This window comes from Prolixibacter bellariivorans ATCC BAA-1284 (assembly GCF_000621705.1).
GTDB classification, from domain to species: domain Bacteria; phylum Bacteroidota; class Bacteroidia; order Bacteroidales; family Prolixibacteraceae; genus Prolixibacter; species Prolixibacter bellariivorans.
The window spans coordinates 12,707-32,738 of record NZ_JHXO01000007.1 but is presented as its reverse complement, the minus strand read 5'-3'; the positions used below and the strand labels follow the sequence as shown (position 1 = coordinate 32,738).

At 47.9% G+C, this 20,032-nt stretch carries 15 protein-coding genes and 1 riboswitch; of the genes, 12 read left to right on the top strand and 3 right to left on the bottom strand.

What is annotated here, in order from left to right; all coding sequences use genetic code 11:
• Window positions 1-9: 9 nt before the first annotated feature.
• A riboswitch (cobalamin riboswitch) is annotated at window positions 10-198 on the top strand.
• A 105-nt stretch (window positions 199-303) separates the two neighbouring features.
• From T426_RS23090 to cbiB, 8 genes are read left to right on the top strand one after another with little or no spacing between them, the layout of a single operon-like run.
• Window positions 304-2,427, top strand: a complete 2,124-nt coding sequence (locus tag T426_RS23090) for a TonB-dependent receptor plug domain-containing protein (RefSeq protein WP_025866082.1) — start codon at window positions 304-306, stop codon at window positions 2,425-2,427.
• A gap of 22 nt (window positions 2,428-2,449) precedes the next feature.
• Window positions 2,450-2,959 carry a bifunctional adenosylcobinamide kinase/adenosylcobinamide-phosphate guanylyltransferase gene (cobU, locus tag T426_RS0107965; protein ID WP_025866081.1) on the top strand — a complete coding sequence of 170 codons (510 nt, stop codon included), beginning with the start codon at window positions 2,450-2,452 and terminating at the stop codon, window positions 2,957-2,959.
• Window positions 2,960-2,979: 20 nt separating this feature from the next.
• The gene (gene cobT, locus T426_RS0107960) at window positions 2,980-3,990 is read left to right on the top strand and encodes a nicotinate-nucleotide--dimethylbenzimidazole phosphoribosyltransferase (protein WP_027585503.1); all 1,011 of its coding nucleotides are present in this window, start codon (window positions 2,980-2,982) and stop codon (window positions 3,988-3,990) included.
• A 3-nt stretch (window positions 3,991-3,993) separates the two neighbouring features.
• Entirely contained in the window at window positions 3,994-4,752 is a 759-nt protein-coding gene (gene cobS, locus T426_RS0107955; RefSeq protein ID WP_025866080.1) for an adenosylcobinamide-GDP ribazoletransferase, read from the top strand.
• A 3-nt stretch (window positions 4,753-4,755) separates the two neighbouring features.
• Complete coding sequence (locus tag T426_RS25720; RefSeq protein ID WP_051539195.1) at window positions 4,756-5,298, top strand: histidine phosphatase family protein; 543 nt, start codon at window positions 4,756-4,758, stop codon at window positions 5,296-5,298.
• 6 nt (window positions 5,299-5,304) lie between these two features.
• Window positions 5,305-6,795, top strand: a complete 1,491-nt coding sequence (locus tag T426_RS0107945; protein ID WP_027585502.1) for a cobyric acid synthase — start codon at window positions 5,305-5,307, stop codon at window positions 6,793-6,795.
• A complete protein-coding gene (locus T426_RS0107940) occupies window positions 6,792-7,811 on the top strand; it encodes a pyridoxal phosphate-dependent aminotransferase (protein ID WP_025866078.1) in 1,020 nt (339 codons plus the stop codon). Before T426_RS0107945 ends, T426_RS0107940 begins: the two co-directional genes overlap by 4 nt.
• Window positions 7,799-8,731, top strand: coding sequence for an adenosylcobinamide-phosphate synthase CbiB (gene cbiB / locus T426_RS0107935; protein ID WP_025866077.1), 933 nt, complete (start codon window positions 7,799-7,801; stop codon window positions 8,729-8,731). The genes T426_RS0107940 and cbiB overlap by 13 nt, the downstream gene beginning before the upstream one ends.
• Before the next feature lie 1,101 nt (window positions 8,732-9,832).
• Here the strand turns inward: cbiB and T426_RS0107930 are convergent.
• Both T426_RS0107930 and T426_RS0107925 read right to left on the bottom strand, forming a co-directional pair.
• Complete coding sequence (locus T426_RS0107930) at window positions 9,833-11,551, bottom strand: RagB/SusD family nutrient uptake outer membrane protein (protein ID WP_082229529.1); 1,719 nt, start codon at window positions 11,549-11,551, stop codon at window positions 9,833-9,835.
• 10 nt (window positions 11,552-11,561) lie between these two features.
• On the bottom strand, window positions 11,562-14,582 hold the full coding sequence (locus T426_RS0107925; RefSeq protein WP_025866324.1) for a SusC/RagA family TonB-linked outer membrane protein: 3,021 nt from the start codon (window positions 14,580-14,582) through the stop codon (window positions 11,562-11,564).
• Window positions 14,583-15,678: 1,096 nt separating this feature from the next.
• On the opposite strand from T426_RS0107925, the gene T426_RS0107915 reads away from it, so the two are divergent.
• The 4 genes from T426_RS0107915 (at window position 15,679) to T426_RS0107900 (ending at window position 18,811) form a co-directional block, all read left to right on the top strand.
• A complete protein-coding gene (locus T426_RS0107915; protein ID WP_025866316.1) occupies window positions 15,679-16,077 on the top strand; it encodes a helix-turn-helix transcriptional regulator in 399 nt (132 codons plus the stop codon).
• A gap of 287 nt (window positions 16,078-16,364) precedes the next feature.
• A complete protein-coding gene (locus T426_RS0107910; RefSeq protein WP_027585500.1) occupies window positions 16,365-17,846 on the top strand; it encodes a hypothetical protein in 1,482 nt (493 codons plus the stop codon).
• 4 nt (window positions 17,847-17,850) lie between these two features.
• Entirely contained in the window at window positions 17,851-18,204 is a 354-nt protein-coding gene (locus T426_RS0107905; RefSeq protein WP_027585499.1) for an STAS-like domain-containing protein, read from the top strand.
• A gap of 4 nt (window positions 18,205-18,208) precedes the next feature.
• Window positions 18,209-18,811 (top strand): hypothetical protein, encoded by a 603-nt coding sequence (locus tag T426_RS0107900; protein ID WP_025866312.1) that lies wholly within the window; start codon window positions 18,209-18,211, stop codon window positions 18,809-18,811.
• A gap of 399 nt (window positions 18,812-19,210) precedes the next feature.
• Here the strand turns inward: T426_RS0107900 and T426_RS25505 are convergent, their stop codons facing one another.
• Window positions 19,211-19,969: an FRG domain-containing protein gene (locus T426_RS25505; RefSeq protein WP_025866311.1), complete on the bottom strand. Its 759-nt coding sequence runs from the start codon at window positions 19,967-19,969 to the stop codon at window positions 19,211-19,213.
• Between the last annotated feature and the right edge of the window lie 63 nt (window positions 19,970-20,032).

Here is a 20,032-nt window from a genome sequence, read left to right as displayed (position 1 = left end):
CATCAGAAAATTAATGCGAATGTGGGTGTTCCCCGGAAGGGGATAAAGGGAACCCGGTGTGAATCCGGGGCTGTACCCGCAGCTGTAAGTCCGGAATACTTTTCTTTCCCCAGTTGGTCACTGTCCTGATGTACACAGGACGGGAAGGCCGGAAAGGAACGGACAAGCCAGAAGACCTGCCTGCCAGATTCGCTCATTATAAGCTTTCGGGATAAAAGCGTTGTGATAAAGGCCTGATCAACCTTTGCTGCAAGCAACTCCCAGGGTTTATGCTAAACAACTGTTTAACTTAAATTTTGGAAAATGAAAGGCATTTTATTAGCTGCAGCCATAGTTTTATGGGCAACAGCAGCAAAAGCTCAGAAACAGGATTCGGTAAAGAACTACCAACTGGAACAGGTGATTGTGAACGCTTCACGATCACAAAGCAAACTGGGGGATATTCCCCGCAAAATCGATGTTTTGACAAAGAACGATTTACAAGCCTCACCGGCCGATAACGTAGGCGATTTACTGAAAAAGACCGTGGCAGTGGATATCATTGAATATCCCGGCATCAAAGCCAGTATCGGGATGCGAGGCTTCGCTCCTTCGACAGATAACAAATACAATGTGCTGCTGATTAACGGCATCCCGGCTGGAACAGAAAACTTTGGTACCCTCGACATCGGGAACCTGCAGCAGGTAGAAGTCATGAAAGGTCCCTACTCCTCGCTATACGGCACCAATGCGATGGGTGGGGTCATCAACCTGGTAACACCGAAAAGCAGCGGGAAACTGGCAGGAAGTGTCCGTGGCGGTTTCGGATCGTTCAACACCTCCCAGCTTTCGGGTCATATCGGCGGCAATCTCACGAACAAACTGTCATTCGATCTGAACCTGAGCGGTTTGGATCAGAACAGCGATTACCAAACGGGAAAGAACAGCTTGTTACACCGCTCAGCCATCGAAAAAGAGATCCTCGATCCTTCCACGTTTGATAAAAAATATCCGAATACTTCGTATAAAAAATACAACGAAGGATTGCGGCTGGGTTACCGATTCTCCGACAAAGTGGAAGCCAACTACTACCAGCGGCTTTTTGCCGGTCGCGATGTGATGACCAACGGAACAATTTACGGTGTGTACGGAAACAGTAAAAAAGACATCACCCGGTGGTCGCATGGACTCAATGTGGCAGTAAACGAAAATCGTCACAAACTCTCGGTTTCGCCCTATTTCAGCCGCGAGGTAAACGACTATTACAATATTGCCGGAACCAGCGATTTCGTGGAAACAGAAAACGTTTATAAGGAGTTTGGAGTGATGGCCACCGATAAATGGTTGCTGGGAAAACACAACCTGGTTTACGGTATCGACTGGAACAACAAGCAGTACGAATCGAAACGATGGGCCGACGTCAGTGAGCGGACAGCCCCTTATCAGCCTAATTACCGCAACGGAGCATTGGGTGTATTCGCCGAAGGAAACCTGAATTTTCTGCAGGACAAACTGCAGATTTCAGCCGGAATACGTTACGACAACATCAATTTCCACCTGTTTGCCACACCGGAGATGCAGATCGACGCACTCTCCGAAAATCACCATGTTGTCAATCCGCATCTGGCCGCACAGTACCGAATTAACTCCAACTGGCGTGTTTTCACCGGCTATGGAACCGGTTTCCATTCACCCGATGCCTTTCAAAAAGCAGGGAGTTACAGCTATTCTTCTTCGTACGGAAAGTATAATTACAAGGGGAACCCGAACCTGAAACCTGAAAAATCACGCTCCTTCGATGGGGGATTTGCCTATGCCAACCGTGATAATGGTTTGAGCGGAAATCTGACTTACTTCGACACGCATCATCAGGATATGATTGATTACGACCGGTCGAACCCCGATTACACTACCTTCAAAAATACCAGTAAGGCACATATGAACGGACTGGAAGCTGGCTTTGCTTACGACTTCGGAGCAAGTTCTGACTATGCCTGGTCACTGCGCCTCTTTGCCAATGCTACCTATTTACTACATGCCAAATCAGAAGACAACGGCGTAAAGTCCAAGCTGAAGTATGTTCGTAAAGCCAATGCCAACTTCGGAATTGAATACCGCGATTTTAAACACTGGCAAACCCGTTTGTCAGGTCGCTATATCGGGCACAGGTATGAGGATAACTGGCTGTACACGTACGACTATGCCACCTACGAAGTCATTCCGTATACCACGGCCGACGGAACAGCCGTCCGCCCGTCACTCATCAATGATTCGGTATTGAAGCATCCGCAGTTCCTGGTATTCGACTGGACCGGTTCGTACACCTTCGCGGAAAACTATACGATTGGTGTTACTGTATCCAACTTACTCGATGAGATATATACAGAGAAAGATGGTTATCCGATGCCGGGCCGTTCGGTTGGAGGAACCTTTACCTGGAGATTTTAACCGATGAAGAAAACGGGACAACATGGCTAACGTCATTTTCATAACCGGCGGTCAACGTTCCGGAAAAAGCTCCTTTGCCCAGCAAAAGGCTGAGGAGCTTGCTCCGGGGCCCGTTTACGTGGCAACTGCCCGCGTCTGGGACGAGGAATTTCGTCAACGAATTCAGCGTCACCAGCACGACAGGGGACCACACTGGACCACCATCGAAGAAGAGAAATACCTGAGTCAACCAGACTTAACAGGAAGAGTTGTTGTGCTCGATTGTGTTACCCTCTGGCTCACCAATTTTTTTGTCGATAATGATTTCAATACGGAGCAATCACTGGAACAGGCAAAGGCCGAATGGAAACAATTGATCGAACAGGACTTTACCCTGCTGGTCGTTTCCAATGAAATTGGCATGGGTATTATTCCCGACAAGGAAATGACCCGTCACTTTGCCGATTTGCAAGGATGGATGAACCAGTTTATTGCCCGCACTGCCAACGAGGTTTACCTCATGGTTTCCGGTATTCCGGTAAAAATAAAGTAACCATCAAAAGATAAATTATCATGACCAAAGAAGAATTAACGCATGCACTGCAACACAAAATTGACAACAAAACAAAACCTACCGGTTCGCTCGGCCAACTGGAACGAATTGCCCTGCAACTCGGATTAATTCAGCAAACCCTTTCGCCACAAATGGAAAACCCGGCCATGTTTGTTTTTGCTGCCGATCACGGGCTGGCCGATGAGGGGATTAGTCCGTACCCCAAAGAAGTAACCTGGCAAATGGCCATGAATTTCATGAAGGGCGGAGCTGCGATCAACGTATTTTGCCGCCAGCATGATATTCAGATCAAAATCGTCGATGCCGGCGTAGATTTCGACTTTCCGGAAGACAGCCCTGTTATCCGGGCCAAAATAGCCAGAGGAACCCGGAATATGCGCCACGAACCGGCCATGACAACAGACGAATGCCAAAGGGCTCTCGAACAGGGTGCTCAACTGGTTCGCGAAACATCGGCAAACGGATGCAATGTCATCGGATTTGGTGAAATGGGCATTGGGAATACCTCTGCCTCCTCGTTACTGATGCATAAATTCACCGGATATTCCATCGAAGTGTGTACCGGCCGCGGTGCCGGGTTGCAGGATGCGGCACTGGATCGGAAGACCAGGCTGTTGAAAGAGGTGGCAGAAAAATACACAACGGAAACGCCACTGGAAACGCTGGCAACATTCGGCGGACTGGAAATTGCCATGATGTGTGGCGGGATGTTGGAAGCAGCAAACCTGGGCATGGTTGTTCTGGTGGATGGCTTTATCGCTACAGCAGCTGCATTAACAGCCTGCCAGTTCGAACCGGAAGTACGTGATAACCTGTTCTTCTGCCATACATCCGATGAAAAGGGACACCGGCTGATGCTGAGTTACATGAAAGCAGAACCGGTGTTGAACCTCGGCCTGCGTTTAGGCGAAGGAACCGGGGCCGCCCTGGCTTATCCCCTCCTGGTTTCGGCAACAAAATTTATTAACGAAATGGCCAGTTTCGACGAAGCGGGTGTCTCATCCAAATAAGGTATGATCAAAAACGAAATCAAAGCGTTTCTCACTGCCGTGATGTTCTATACCCGGTTGCCTGTCCCGTTCCTCTTTGAGCACCATCCGGAATATTTAAGCCGGGGAACAACCTGGCTTACTTTTATTGGCTGGATTGTTGGTGGCGTATCAGCTCTGATTTTCCTGGCTGCACAAATGTTGTTCCCGGCAACAGTAGCTATTCTCTTTAGTATGGTCGCAACGATTCTACTTACCGGCGCTTTTCATGAAGACGGCTTTGCCGATATGTGCGACGGTTTTGGTGGTGGATACGGAAAAGAACAAATCCTGAACATCATGAAAGATTCGCGGTTAGGAACCTATGGCGGCGCCGGGCTTATAATGATGTTACTAATGAAGTTCTCGGTATTGTCGAATATCGACGCCCGGCTCATTCCGCTCGCGATGCTGGCCGGACATGCTTTTAGCCGCTGGGCTCCTGTCTGGCTCATCAAAATGGGGATATACGTACAACGAACCGACACTAAAGCCAAACCGATTGCAGAAGGCATCGGATGGCCCCGTCTCTTCTTTTCCGGCTTGTTTGCCATCATTCCGTTGTTTTTTCTGCCGGGATGGAGCATCTTTTGGGTAATTCCAGTAACAGCAGCCGGGATCCTGTTCTTCTTTCGTTACCTGAAAAAACACATCGGAGGCTATACCGGCGATACGCTGGGAGCTTCGCAGCAGCTGGCAGAAATAACTTTTTACCTGGTCATGCTGGCTGCTCATAATGGATAGCCCATGGGAACGGTGGTATTAATCAGACATACAAGCGTTGACGTACCGGCAGGGACGATTTACGGACAAACGGATGTTCTTCCCGATCACACGTTTGCTGCCGAAGCAGAAAAACTAGAGAGCGAAGTTCGTCCGTTTACCGGCTTTTCGGTATTTTCAAGCCCGTTGACCCGCTGCCGGATGCTGGCCGAAGCACTCTTCCCCGGAAGGGAAATCCACTTCGATCAACGAATCACCGAACTTGACTTTGGTGACTGGGAAGGCCGTCGCTGGAAGGAGATAGAACAGCTGGAAGAAGGGCGTTACTGGTTCGACCATTATCAAACAGCCCGTTGCCCGGGAGGCGAAGGTTACCCGGACCTGTATAGCCGCGTACGTGACTTTCTTATCTGCTACCGCGAAAAATTCGCCGGCGGTGCAGTCATTATAACACATGGCGGCCCTTTCCGGGTATTGGCCGGGTTGTTAAAAGGAATGAATGCGGAAGGTGTATGGGACCTGCCGTCCCCGTCATACGGTGGAATGGAATTATTTGAACTGGAATAGATGGAGATGGAAAAAAAATTGAAGCCCCTTATGTTCGTAGGAACCGGCTCCGATGTAGGGAAAAGCATCATCACCGCCGGATTTTGCCGGATACTGAAACAGGATGGCTACCGTCCGGCACCGTTCAAAGCGCAGAATATGTCACTAAACAGCTATGCCACTCCCGAGGGACTGGAGATTGGCCGGGCACAAGCCGTGCAAGCTGAGGCGGCCGGTATTGCCTGCCGGAGTGAAATGAATCCGGTTTTGCTGAAACCCACCGGCGATCAACATTCACAGGTGGTACTGAACGGCAGACCTATCGGGAACCAGTCGGCAAAGACCTATTTCCTGGAAACAGACCGCGACTACCTGTTTAACCAGGCAATGAAAGCCTGGCATTATCTCAACGGGAAATATCATCCGATGGTGATGGAAGGCGCCGGCAGTATTTCGGAACTCAACCTGCGCGACAAGGATATCACCAATATGCGGATTGCCCGGGAAACCGGCGCGGCCACGTTCCTGGTTGCCGACATCGACCGGGGAGGCGTTTTTGCCAGCGTATACGGCTCGGTGATGTTGCTGCCTCCCGAAGAACGCGATTTGATTGCCGGCATCATCATCAACAAGTTCCGGGGTGACATGTCTCTTTTCGACGAAGGTCGTAAAATAATGGAAGAGATTACCGGGAAACCGGTGGTGGGAGTCATTCCTTACTTTCATAACATCCGTATTGAAGATGAGGACGCTGTTCCGCTGGCGTTGAAAAGACATCATCCCGTTCAGGGAAAAATCAATGTGGCAGTGGTGTTGTTTCCCCGCATGGCCAACTTCACCGATTTCAGTCTTCTCGAGCAAATCAGCAGGGTCAATCTTTACTTTACACACGATATTTCAGCCATACGTGAAGCCGATATGGTTATTCTGCCCGGCTCCAAAAATACCATCGACGACCTGCTCTACCTGAAAAGCACTGGTATGGCCGACGAACTGGTAAAGGCCGCACAAAATGGAAAACCGTTATATGGCATTTGCGGCGGCTATCAAATGATGGGGACCGAAATTCATGACCCGGATGGTGTAGAAGGCAAAGTCCGGTCGGTGAAAGGACTCGAAATACTCCCGGTAACTACTACCCTGACCGGTGAAAAGATTACCCGACAGCGACGGTTTGCCTACAGGGAAGGGAAAGCCTTAACCAACAGCGGCTACGAGATTCATATGGGAGAGACTGTGCTCAGCGGTGGAAAACCGGTAGCCTGGTTCGAAGACGGAACTCACGATGGCTGTCTGCTCAACGAGCATTGCTGGGGAAGTTACCTCCACGGCATATTCGATAACCGCGAGGTGGTAGAACAAATACTAAAGACGGTCAGTCCCGGATTTTCGGAACCCATTCCCGACTACCTGGCATTTAAAGAAGAGCAGTACGACAAACTTGCCACGCACATCCGGGAGCATGTCGATATGGATCAGTTTTACCGATTGATAACCCATGAAAACCAGGGACAATGATTCATGGACACGGTGATGATCTGAATTTCAAGGGGATGTCGCTCAGGGCTGACTTCAGCTCCAATACGTATTACGGCGGACTGCCGCCTGGTTTAACCGAACATTTGCAGGACCAACTACCCCGCTTAGCTCATTATCCCGAACCGGATGCCGCAGAACTTACGAGGTTACTGGCCGATTTGCACAACATATCGCCGGAACAGGTTCTTCCCGGGAATGGCGCAACGGCATTGATTTATCGGCTGGCCAGACTTTACACAGGAAAGCGCTCTGCTATTCTGGTTCCGACCTTTTCGGAATATGAAGATGCCTGCCGCCTGAATAACCATCAACTAACGTATCTTAGCAGAGAGAGCCTGTCAACTCAATCTTCGCTCAATGCGGATGTTATCTGGCTTTGTAATCCCAACAATCCCGATGGTTCCCTCCTCCCGTCTGTCGATATTGAAACACTGCTGAAAACCCGTCCGCAAACCATGGTAATAGTAGACGAAGCATACGAACCACTGGCTTTCCAACCATGTTCCGTGCTTCCGCTGCTGCCCCAATATTCTAACCTGGTAGTCATCCGTTCGCTGACCAAAGCTTTTGCCATGCCTGGTATCCGGTTGGGCTATGTAGTGACCCATCCAAAAATTATCGCTCAACTAAAATACTTTGCACAACCGTGGGAACTGGGAACGATGACGCAGGAAACCGGGAAATTCATCGCGATAAATCATCAGTCACTTCTTCCCGACAGGAAAAAACTGGAAAAGGAAACCAACCTTTTCCGAGAACAATTACAGCAACTACCGGAATTTGCATTTTATCCGACAAGCTGTCCTTTTTTACTGGGCCGGACACTCCAAGGTAAGGCCTCCGAGTTAAAGCATTGGTTACAGGATAAATACTCGCTACTCATACGCGATGCAACCAATTTCCGGGGACTGGATTCCTCTCACTTCCGGGTCTCGCTTCGAACCCAGAAAGAAAATCAACTGCTCATCGAAGCTCTGAAACAATGGAAAGCATAGCCTACACCACAGCCATTCCCATTTTGGGTTACCTGCTTGACCTGTTGTTAGGCGATCCACGCTGGTTTCCTCATCCCATAAGGGGATTCGGTTACCTGATTGCCCGCGGAGAGCATTCGTTGAACAGGGGAAAAAACCGCATTGTTACAGGCGCTTTCCTAACCCTGGTTCTCGTACCCGGAACATGGTTCCTGTTTTCCATTGCCGGCTCTGTTTTGTACCAGCTATCGCCGGTAATCGCCGTTATTTGGTCAGTAGTTTTTTTCTGGCTCGGACTGGCCAACCAAAGCCTCATTTCGGAGAGTAGAGCCGTAATAGACGCACTAGAGAAACAAGGTACCGAAGCCGGAAGAAAGCAACTAAGCTACATCGTAGGCCGGGAAACAAATGAATTGTCGCCGTCGCAAATCCGGACGGCCGTACTCGAAACCATGTCGGAAAACCTGAGTGATGGCGTGGTGGCACCTCTTTTCTGGTATGCCATAGGTGGAATCCCGCTAATGTTTGCTTATAAAATGGTGAACACACTCGATTCGATGATTGGATATAAAAGCGAGCGCTACTATTTGTTTGGGCGCTTTGCTGCCCGCCTCGACGATATTGCCAACTATCTGCCGGCACGGTTAACGGCACTCATCATGACCATGGTTTCCTTTTCGTTTCGCGGATTACGGTACGCCGTTCGGTACGGTCGCCGCCATAGCAGTCCCAATGCAGGATGGCCTGAAGCGACACTGGCCGGTATTCTCGATTGCCGTTTCGGAGGCCCCAACCGGTACCATGGCCAATGGGTAGACAAACCTTATATCGGAGAAAACAGCCGGGAGATTACCAACAATGACTTCTCCAGAGCCAAAACCATCAATCACAGCGTTACCTTTGCCGTACTGTTGGGAGTTATATTGGCGGGCATTATTTAAGCTACAAGTCAATTCATTCAACATTTTGAACCTGATTATCGAGACTACTATTTTAAAGGGCCTCACCCAACCGAAAGAAATGAATGGATGCGTGTCGAAAGCATCATTCCCGGAAAAAGACTCACTAGAACCTTTATAGCGCATGCCTGCATTTAACCCCTAAAAAACTATTGAACCAACAGGCATGCATTTCTTTTTCCGGTTTCTCCCGGCCAGGTGAAAGCCCTTGTATATTTTGATGGTTTCTGTAGTTACTGTTGTTATGGTTGTTGGAAGAAGTATTAAGTTTTAAGTGTTAAGAAAGACGAAAGACTGCGGACCTGAACCTTTCACCTCTTAATTATTCATTACACATTATTCATTGTTAATTGATTTAAGGGTTTCAAAATTTCAGGTTGCGCTAGTTGCGAGCTTTAACGGTTGTTGGGTTCTGTGGTTACTATGGTTTCTGTTGTTTCTGTTGTTTCTGTTGTTTCTGTTGTTGCGCTCTTATCAACGTCATCGCTATTGCGGTCGAAACAACCTTCCCATTTCAATCCGCACCATCACACGACCACCGGTACGCGTACTTGCCAACCCGGGGTGGCTAAACCTCACGGTTTCTTACCCCGGGCTATGGAGCTTGAACTCCTTCAGAGTTTGCCGACCAATTGGCCTGATTGAGTATTTATGTGCCTGGCAGAAACTCATCTAAATGCTCCTCAATTGATAAAAGGCAGTGCCATTGGCGACCTGTCCTCCTCCCGGAGGAGGTGGCTGACAGGCCGGAGGAGGATTTCGGTTGAATGCGCCCAACACACAGGAGAAACGGGGGCCGCTCCAACCTCGGGGAACGGCCCCCTGCCATTCAGGCTTCACTACTACTTGTCCAAATAGCCGAACGGCCTGTCATCCCTCCTGTCCCTCACTCTCTGCGTTTTCCTTTTTAAATGAACCCACCAATCTGCAGCAAACGGGAAGCAGGGCCGGCTTTCCCCAAAAAGCCGAACCCCGGCAGGGCACCTGACGCTCAGGTCCCAAAAGCTAATCTACCGTGCTTCCCTACTGTTACGAACCTACAGGTCCTGCTGCACTCTGTTGTTTTTTGTTGTCATGTTATTTTCACCACCCCGGGTTCTGTTCGAGCAGGTTGTTGGACGACAAAATCGTTTCGTGTATAGGATACCGGTTCTCCTTCTCATCGTTCGATGCCGTATGGTCCCACCAGTCCTCGGTTACATAGGCACCCCAGCGTACCAGGTCGGTGCGGCGGCGCCCTTCGCCAATGAACTCAATCATCCATTCGTCCAGCATCCGGTATTTGTCCAGGTTGGCAGCCGTTACCGGGTTCGGGTCGTTCCCGCCGGTGAAATAGCGCTGACGAACCTTGTTGATCAGCGTTGCCGCATCGGCCTTATTGCCGACCCGCAGCTCACACTCGGCCAGCATGTAATAGATTTCGGCCAGCCGGATGATGGGTATATCGGGGTTGTACCGGATGTCCCTTTCCTCGTAGGTAGGTATGGGACTGCGTTTCATCAGGCGGATACCGGAGTTCTCTTCTGCCGTGGCGATGGTCGACGGGAGTTCGTCTGCGCTGCTGTAGTTCGTACCCAGCTGGCTGAAGTATGCTACCTGGTCGACCATGGTTATCGTATCGCCGTTGTACTCCCGGTTGCCGTAACACACGCCGCCGTCCAGCGGATTGACCAGCTTGCCTGCGATGAACATGCCCCGGTAGGTCCCGTTCCCGGTGAACACATACGGTTGCTTCCGGATGTCGGTCTCTTCGAACTTCGAATAGGGCTTACCCAGTTTGAATGCATACAGCTCCCCTTTGGGTTTCAGCGAAGGTGTCAGGCAGTAGCCGTTGTTGGCCCCGGCATCGATGCCCCCGAGAAAGCTCTTCGTGTTGTAGTGCTGCATGGTGGAATAGTACCCGCCATCGGTTTCCAGCTTGGAGTTCTCGCTGGGCACCGACCAGATGATTTCCGGGCAGGTTTCATTGTGAAACCCGAAGATGTTGGTCCAGTCGTCATCCAGTGCGTATTTGCCGTACTTCCCGTCGATGATGTCGCGGCAGAGGGTGGCACAGTCGGCGAACCGGTCTACCCCGGTCCAGGCGTCGGCATTGAAATAGAGCTGGGCCAGCAGGGCCGCTCCGGCCGCCCGGTTGATAGTCCCGTTCTCCGTAGCCCCCAGCGTGGTTTTTACCGGCAGGTTGGGAATGGCCACCTTCAGCAGCGAGTCGATAAAGGCAAAGGTCTCCGGGGCCGTACTCCGGGCCTTGACATCGGAATGGGTGGTGGTGTACAGCGGAACCCCTCCGAACAGGTCGAGGCCATCCTTGTAGAACGATACGGCCAGGGCATCCAGCTGTGCTCTCATCGATTCCTTCGTCCCTGCTTCGAAGCCCATGGCGTCAAAATCGACGTACGTGTTCAGGTCTTCCCACGTGTCCCAGCACAGGGCCACCCCCATGGCAAAACCGTACCAGCCATTATACAGGTTCGACAGGGTCGCGGTAAACTGGTGGTGGTGCATCTGCTGGTAGACGCCCCCGTTGTACCAGTCGCTTCCCCTGGTGGGCAGGCACATTTCGTCGGTTCCCAGCTCCTGCAGGTTCCATTTCGGATTGTCACTGGCCACGTACCACCGCCAGTGGGTAAAAGGACGGTAGAAGCGTTGCCATACGTTGTCTTTCGAATCATAGAAGGTCGAAGGGGTTACCTCCGAGTAATAGATCGGGTCGGTGTCGCACCCGGCGGCCGACAGGATGGCGGCCAGGCAAAACGATACGATGTATTTCGTTTTCAATAAGCTGTATATCTTCTTTCTCATTGCTTTTTCATTAGAAGGTTAACTGGACTCCCAGCGTATAGGTGCGTGCCTGCGGGTAGAGGCCGCTAAACCACTCGATGCCGCCTTCCAGACCCGTGACGTTCACTTCGGGGTCGATGCCGCTGTACCCGGTAAAGGTGGCCACGTTGCCCACGGTCAGGTAGAGACGGGCCCTGCTTTCCAAACCGGTGTACCGTTTCAGGTCGAGGCTGTACCCCAAATTGATGGCATCGATTTTCACGAAAGTGCCGTCCTCCAGGAAGTAGTCGCAAAGCTGTTTCTCCCCGGCAACACCCGCATATTTGGTGTAAGCCTTTCGCAACAGGTTCAGTTCGCTCGACCGGGTCGGCAGGCCGAAGTACATGTCGATGGTGTTGTACACATCGAAGTCAATCCAGCTCCGCATGTCTACGGTTAAATCCCAATTCCGGTATTTCAGGCGGTGGTTCCAGGTCACAATCAGTTTGGGCATGTAGTTGCCCATGTGCCGTTTGTCCTCCGCGGTCTTTTCAATGGCCGGAATTACGTTATCATCCTTGTCGTACAGCAGGAAGTCGCCGTTGTCATCAAAGCCGGCGAACTTCCACAGGTAGAAACTCCCCACCATGGCTCCTTCCTCGATGCGGATGGCACTGCCCGGGTTACCCGGCGACGGGAAGCCGGCGTAGTCGTAGTACGTCTGGTCGCCCCACAGCGAGAGTATCTCCGTGGTGTTGTGGCTGAAAGTCATGGAGGTATTGTATTTCCAGTCGCGGGTACGGACAACCTCCCCGCCTATCTCGAACTCCCAGCCCCGGTTTTCCATGTTGCCGATGTTCTTGTACATCTTTTGCTCCACGTACGGTGGTTGCGACACCTGTACATTGTAAATCATTCCTTTCACTTTCCGGCGGTAGAGGTCGAACTTACCGTACAGCCGGTTATTCAGCAGCACATAGTCTACCCCGCCGTTCCACTCGTGCTGTTCTTCCCATTTCAGGTCGGGATTAATGTTTTTGGTCTTGCCGTAGGTGTAGGCCCAGGTTCCGCCAGGCAGCAGCCAGTAGGCATCCGAGCCATACATGGTGGCCGCATAATCGGCCCCGAAACTGTTGTTCCCGGTTACGCCGTACCCTACCCGCAGTTTCAGGTCGTTCACCACGGAACTTCCCGCCAGGAAAGGTTCTTTCGAAAGCCGCCAGCCGCCCGATACCGACCAGAAATCGCCCCATTTGTTGTTCTGAGAGAACTTCGACGAGCCTTCGTGCCGGAAACTGCCGGTGAGCATGTACTTGTCGTCGTAGGCGTAGCTTGCCCGGGCATATACCGAGAAGAGCCGCTGGGTAATGGCCTTGTTCGAGCTCATCGAGGCATCGCCGTCGCTCAGGTAGCTTCCCTCGCCGATGTTCCACACCCCTACCCGGTCGTTGGTGAAGTTGTAGTTGGTCATATCGAATCCTTCGCTGTTGTACTCGTAGTAGCTGTAACCGCCCACGGCGTTCACCGAGTGTTTTGACCACTCCCGGATGTAGGAGGCATACCCTTCGGACGAGAGGTTTTCGGTTTTACTGAACTGGATGTAGCCCGTACCGGTGCGGTCGTTCTCCTGCTCTTCGCGGTGGTATTTCGAGCGGTAGGTCTGCAGCTCCCACTGACGATACTCCCAGCCGACGGTTTGCTGCACCGACAACCCCGGGACCGAACGGATGTTCAGCTTCAGGGTGGCATCGGGCATGAACCATTTGTCCAGTCCGTCGTAGTCGTAAAGCTTACTGTCGGCCAGCACATTGTAGTCGAGCGATTCGTTCAGCCACACGTTGTAACCGGTCTGGCTCCCGGCATCGTAGGGCGAACGGGTCGGGTTGTTGCGCAGGGCCTGCCGGAAGTTGGGCGCATTGTTGTTTCGTTTGGCCTGCCGGTAATCCACATGGGTTTTCAGCTCCAGCCAGCCGTCGAGGAAGTTGAAGTTGGCATTGATGCGCCCGGCATAGTCGGTCCGCTCATCGTCGATGGCCATTCCTTTATCGTTTTTATACATAAAGGTGGTGTAGATGCGGGCATACTCGTTGCCGCCGCTCACGTTCACCACATGCTTCTGCGCGTTGGGATGGTCACTCAGCAGTTCGTCCCACCAGTCGGCCGACGATCCGTAGTCGGTTCCGCGGTTGTGGGCCCGGTACTCATCGGCGGTGAGCACTTCGGGTTTGTCGCGTTCCTGCCGGAAGGTGTACTCGCCGGTATAGGTCAGGTGCACCTTACCGTCCTTCGTTGCCTGTCCCTGTTTGGTGGTCACCAGTATCACCCCGCCGGCGGCCCTTGTCCCGTAGATGGCCCCGGCCGAAGCATCCTTCAGTACATCGATGGAAAGGATGTCTTCCTGGATGAGCGAGCGGATATCGCCGCCGGGCATGCCGTCAATCACCACCAGCGGACTTTGCCCGGCATTGACCGAAGCCACACCCCGCAGCTGCAGGGTATTCCCCGAGTTGGGACTGCCGTTGCCCGAGATGATCAGGCCGCTGACCTTCCCCCTTAGCGCATGGGCAATGCTGGCACCACCTACCCCGTCCACCAAATCGTCGGCCTTTACCGACGACACCGAGCTGGTGACCTGCCGCTTTTCCAGGGTTCCGTACCCGATGGCCACCACCTCGTCAATGCCAATGGTTGTCTCCTGCATCACCGCATCGAGGCGGGTTTTTCCCTTTACAGGAATCGCCTGTTTCTGCATGCCCATAAACGAGAAGACCAATACGGCATTCTCAGGCACATGAGCAAAGCGGTAATTCCCTTCCGCATCGGTGATGGTGCCAATGGCCGTTCCTTTTATTTGTATGCTCACACCGGGCAGCGGCTGCCCATGGGTATCCGTCACGGTACCGGTAACACTCCGGTTATCTTCCCGGCTGACGGCATTCAACACCCGGCCCGGGTCATTCTGTTGCGCCACGGCCGGCAACGGGCCCAAACCGGTTGCCGGGAAAAACAGCACCAGCAAAACGGTGCGCCATAACAAGGCGTGTAATTTTCTTTTCTTTTTCATTTTTTTCATTCGTTTGGTTTTATGATTGAATAGTTGGTGTTTCTTCCACCCTGTCAGTGGTTGTAAACCCTGACAGTGGTTTTCTCAATTACCACCCCTACCCGCGATGTACATCGGGGGTAGGGGTGCTGGCTCTACCCTGACAGGTTTCCGGTAAAGCCCGCCGGGGCACCTGGCCCCGGCAGGCTGGGCTGACTACGGCCACCCGGCTACAGGTGGCCATCGCTCTGGATTAGTTAGCTGGTAAATGATTAGGAACATGGTTAGTTAGTTTGGATGATTTGGTTATTGAATTGTTTCGCAAAAGGACGTAGCTCTCCCATTTACCACCCCGATGGCAATCCACCCCTGTCCCGAAGTATCGGGACCCTAAAGGGGACTTGGAGTTCGTAGCACGCGTTAGGCAGTGATATTTTTCAGCTGTTTGACAAATCTTCTAACCTGTCAGGATTCCAAAAACCTGACAGGTTTCGTGTACCAACAGCTTTCCAGGTAGGGCCTGCCGGAGGAGCAACACCCCGGCAGGCAATCTGAATTCTGAAGTCACCGCCCTGGCGGGGGCGGCCGATTGGGTTGGATATTTGCTTGGTTTACAGGATTCATGGTTTGGTATATTTAATTTCATTCACCCTGTCAGTGGTTGCAAACCCTGACAGTGGTTTTCTTTCTTGTCCCTCTGGTATTCACCCCTGTTTCCCCTAAAGGGGACTTGGCGTCCGTAGCGTGCGTTAGGCAGTGATATTTTTCAGCTGTTTGACAAACCGGAAGTACCAAGTCATCGGTAATTCTGTTTGGAACAGCGGCCCAAAAAACCTGCCGGAACCGAAATCCCGGCAGGCGGGCTTTGAGCTGAACTGACCGCCTTGCAGGTGGCGGTCTCTTAGAAAAAGTATGATTAAGATTAAAAGGGTTCATGGAATCAATTGGTTACACTTAGTTCAGTTGTTTTAAAAACTTAAGCTAAGTAACCGGTTTAAGTGGAGGTAACTAACAATTAAGAGTTGTATCATACGCCTTTAGCGTTGTAAAATACTCCGAAGAAGTACCACCAGCGGGATAAATTTGTATCTTTGATAGTACCAAGAAACTTTACAAAATATTAATCATGAATACTACAGAAACCGCCCCTTCTCCTAAAGTTCACCATGGCCGAAACATTAAACGCTTACGCGAAATGCTGGGTGTAAAGCAGGAATATATGGCCAGCGAACTCAACCTGACCCAACAATCCATCTCCAAGCTCGAACAAAAGGAAGTGATTGAAGACGAGATGTTGGAAAAAGTGGCCAAAGTATTGAAGGTTCCTGTAGAAGCAATTAAGAACCTAAACGATGAGGCAACCTTCAATATCATCGCCAACAGTTACCATGACAATGCTTCATCTGTCAACTACCGTTGTACTTTCAACCCAATCGATAAATTAGTGGAACTCTACGAACGTTTATTGACTGCAGAGAAAGACAAAGTCGCAATGATGGAGAAGCTGCTTGAGGAGAAGAAATAATTTTGAAGCAAAGGAGATAATGAATTAACCCAGCTAAAAATAGTACTAAGTACATACACACAATCGCTATATGCAAGGCACCCAAAAGGTACGGTAAGACAGGCTTGGTAGAACTTTTATTCTATCTGCCTGAAAATAAAAGGAAAAGCCAACACACATTTGCAAACTCCAAAACCAATTCTTTAGCAAAAACTGTTTTTCCCGGAAAAACCAATCAAAATTTTTTACTTTTCTTCAATTGAATGAGAGAGAAAGAAAAACACCACACTATTCAAGCCTAACTATCAATGACTAAAAGCAATAGATATACAAAAAGGATAGTTCTTCAGAAAATTAGACAAAGAGATTTTGATAGACAAAATAGAAGATCGAAACGTCAAAAAAAGAAAGAGAATCAATATTATGAACCTCGAGAGGGTCTACCAGTTCCAAGAACAATTAGAAGAAGTGTAATCAAAAATCCAATAAATAGTAGTATTGGCAAAACGAATAAATTATCACCCAAAAAAAGCTTTTATATCAATAAATATTTACCTCCAAACCTAAAACATCTAGTAACCTCAAAAGAAAGTCCTTTTTACTTGGAGAACATTAAGAAACAAGAATTTAAAAGTAACGGTGTCGTAGCCATACCTAAAATATTTTCCATTATAGAAGACCCCGAGAATGCATATCTAACGTTCAAAAAAATTATTTCTGCATTGCTTATTGAAAATGATCGTCAAGTAACTCTCGATTATAAGCAATGCGAGAAGGTTGAATTAGGTTCTCAAGTTTTGTTGGATATTGTATTAAAAGATTTTTTTCAATTTTCACGATTGTGTAGCAAAATTGACCGCAGTCGAAAAGAACATTTTCCTGTTACAGTTGGGGGCTTCAATATAAATAATGAGGATGTTCACAAAATGCTTTTTTCTGTCGGTTCCCCTGTTACCCTAAAAGTCAGAGAAGAAAATTTTTCTGATATAATTAAATACAAATTGTGTATTCATGATAATGAGAAAGAAACAAATTATGATAGAAGAATAGAACAAAAAGAGTTAGATACAACTGAAATGGCTGATTACGTCATTGAGTGTCTTAGCAGAATGAATAAAAAGTTGACGCCAGAAAAAAGAGATGATTTGTGTACTGTTATTGGAGAAATCTTAATTAACGCAGAAGAACATTCAACAACAAAATTTCGTTTCTCAATAGGATACTTTAAAGAGGAAAATATCGAAAATAAACACTATGGGATTTTCAGACTAGTTATTTTGAATTTTGGACAAACCATATATGAAAAGTTTAAAGATGAATCTTGTCCAAATAAAGAAATCGTTGAAAAGATGAGAAATCTATCAAATTCATATACAAAAAGAAGCTTATTTACGAGAAAAGAATTTGAAGAAGAAAATTTATGGACACTATATGCACTGCAGGAAGAAGTATCATCAATTTCTCCATCAGAATATAAAAGAGGAAATGGATCAATACGCTTTATTGAAAGCTTTTTTAATATAAAAGGTTCAAAAGAAGTCGATGATATTTCCTATTTAACTCTTCAATCTGGAAAAACTAGAATTCATTTTAATGGTAAATATAATATTAAAAATAAAGTAAATTCAAATAATGACACCTTCAAAGTAATGACTTTTAATGATTCAGGAAGCATTGAGGATAAGCCAGACAATAAATATGTCTACCAAACAAAAGATTATTTTCCAGGCACAATAATAAGCGCTAAATTGTTATTGAATGATGATGATCTAGTTCAACTAAATAATTAAAGACATGGAAAAAATTAAAAATACAATTAATCTTGAAGACTTCAGGGTTAAAGACGTTAAAAAAGGTACTATATCAAAGGTGTTTACTGGTCGCGACCGGGGCAAAAAAGTAAGAGAAGACTCAAAAATAGACAAAATTGAAGCTGAAAATGATACAGTTGAAATCATTATTCCTGATAATATTTATTCGATAAATCCTTCTTTTTTCGAAGAGCTATTTGTGAATGTTGTAAGAAAATTAGGTAAGGAAAGATTTTTGGCAAAGTTCAATTTCACTTCAGTGGGTGATTATGTTTATGAAAAACCTTTAAATGAAGCTATTGATAGAATTCTTAGAAGTAAAACCGCATTAGATTGACTTTATGGAACTAATAAACGCGCTGTCCAATTCTCTATTAAATGATTCATTAGGTACATCAATTCCTAAGATTGAGGTAATTGCTCAACTTCCAGAAAAATCCCTTATAGAACATCTATACTCATCAGCCACCGTAATTATCGCATTAGCAAACCTTCTTCTAGTTATTTATATTTTTTCTAAAAATAACACTAAAGATAAAAACACTAATGAGAAAAATCGAAAGATAAACCTTCTTAAGACTTTAGTTCTCGACTATAACATAAGTAAGTTTTACAGCTTTTTTACGGATGTTAGTGAGAAAACAAAGCTAGTTAATGTAAGAGGCCTATCAATGGAAGACAGGGCTAAAATAAATGATGAAATAAACGATCTGGCAACTGATTTCAGACAGAGCTTCATAGATCTTTTTATTGCCATTGATAACAAGCTATATGATGATATTCTAAAAAAAACTGATTTATTAATTGATGGATTAACCAACACCATTTTTGATGAAGGAATAAACTTAGCGCATAAACCCAAATTTGAAGAATCAATAACAAAAGAAATACGGTTGTCAAAAACAGAGATTATTAGAACAATGTTTTCTTATTCAGGCGAATAAACAATTTAACATTATCAAATTTAAAGTTTAGGGAAAGCCCATCCTATTGGTGCACACATTTACAGGTCGCAGTGGCTAACACATTCTCAAACCCATTCAGGCTTCGCCTAAAACCTTTCCTTGTTTTACCAAAAGTTTAAGTTCCGCACCTTCTCTCTTTAATTTCGCGCTTATGATTTCCGGATTTCATGCGCATCTTTTTTAAAATCATGCTTATGTTTTTCCTGTTTCATGCCTATGATTTTTTTAAGCGTAAGCATGAAATAGAGAACGGCGAGAACTTGGCAGGAACGCGTGGCGGCATAAAATCGTTTGAGTAAGCAGGCTGCGTTCTTATCCTCCGTTGTAGAAAGTTGATTCGTCCCAAGATGCTCGATAAAACACTACGCCCCAGAAGTTTTATGACCGCTTTGCAGAGTACCTAGTACGCAATTCATTGGAAAGGTTCTCAAGATCTGGGAATAATTCACCTCTACGAAAACCAAGTATTTCAATATCAAACGATAATTCACGTACTTTCTGAGATGGAATTGTCAATTTGGTAAGCACTCTGGAGGGCAGGTCGGTTTTATCCAAAGGGGTATCCGCCGAGTGAATGGTAAAGCACCCTTGCTGAACAAACATTCGTTGATCGGTTTCGGATGCCATTGCTGCTGCAACAGTATTCGGCTCTTCACTCTGGTGATAAAAAGCAGGGGAAATGTGGTTTTCATACATTCTGGCGTCCAACGCTGCAGTTACGGGTTCAATCCCCTGCGTTTTATTCAGCTCGTGGGGATCGAGGACCCAAACACATGCATCAATGGGCTGATTGTTTGCACGCCAAGCATTTTCTAATGCAAAAAACAATGCAACCATGGGCGATCTGCTCCAATCTAGTAACCTTGTTGGCAGCCCGTAATGTTGCATTAAAGCAAGCCAAGATGCCAATCGATCATATTCTGGCAGTCGTTGATGACGAATTCCAGCGCGGGATCTAAACCGATGTGTAAAATTACGTTCATCCCCAGAATCGTATTCTCTTTTTATTGTTGGAGTAACATGCCATTCCGCATCTCGATGACCTCGAAACCAAAGAATACGGTTTTCGGTTCCAATTCGCTCACGCAGATACTCAGTGAGGTCTAAGATTGATTCAATTCGAGTTTTACATTTCATCCTTAATTGTATAACATAAGATTATATGTACTAATAGGAAAAGAAATTGTCGCTTTGCCGGCT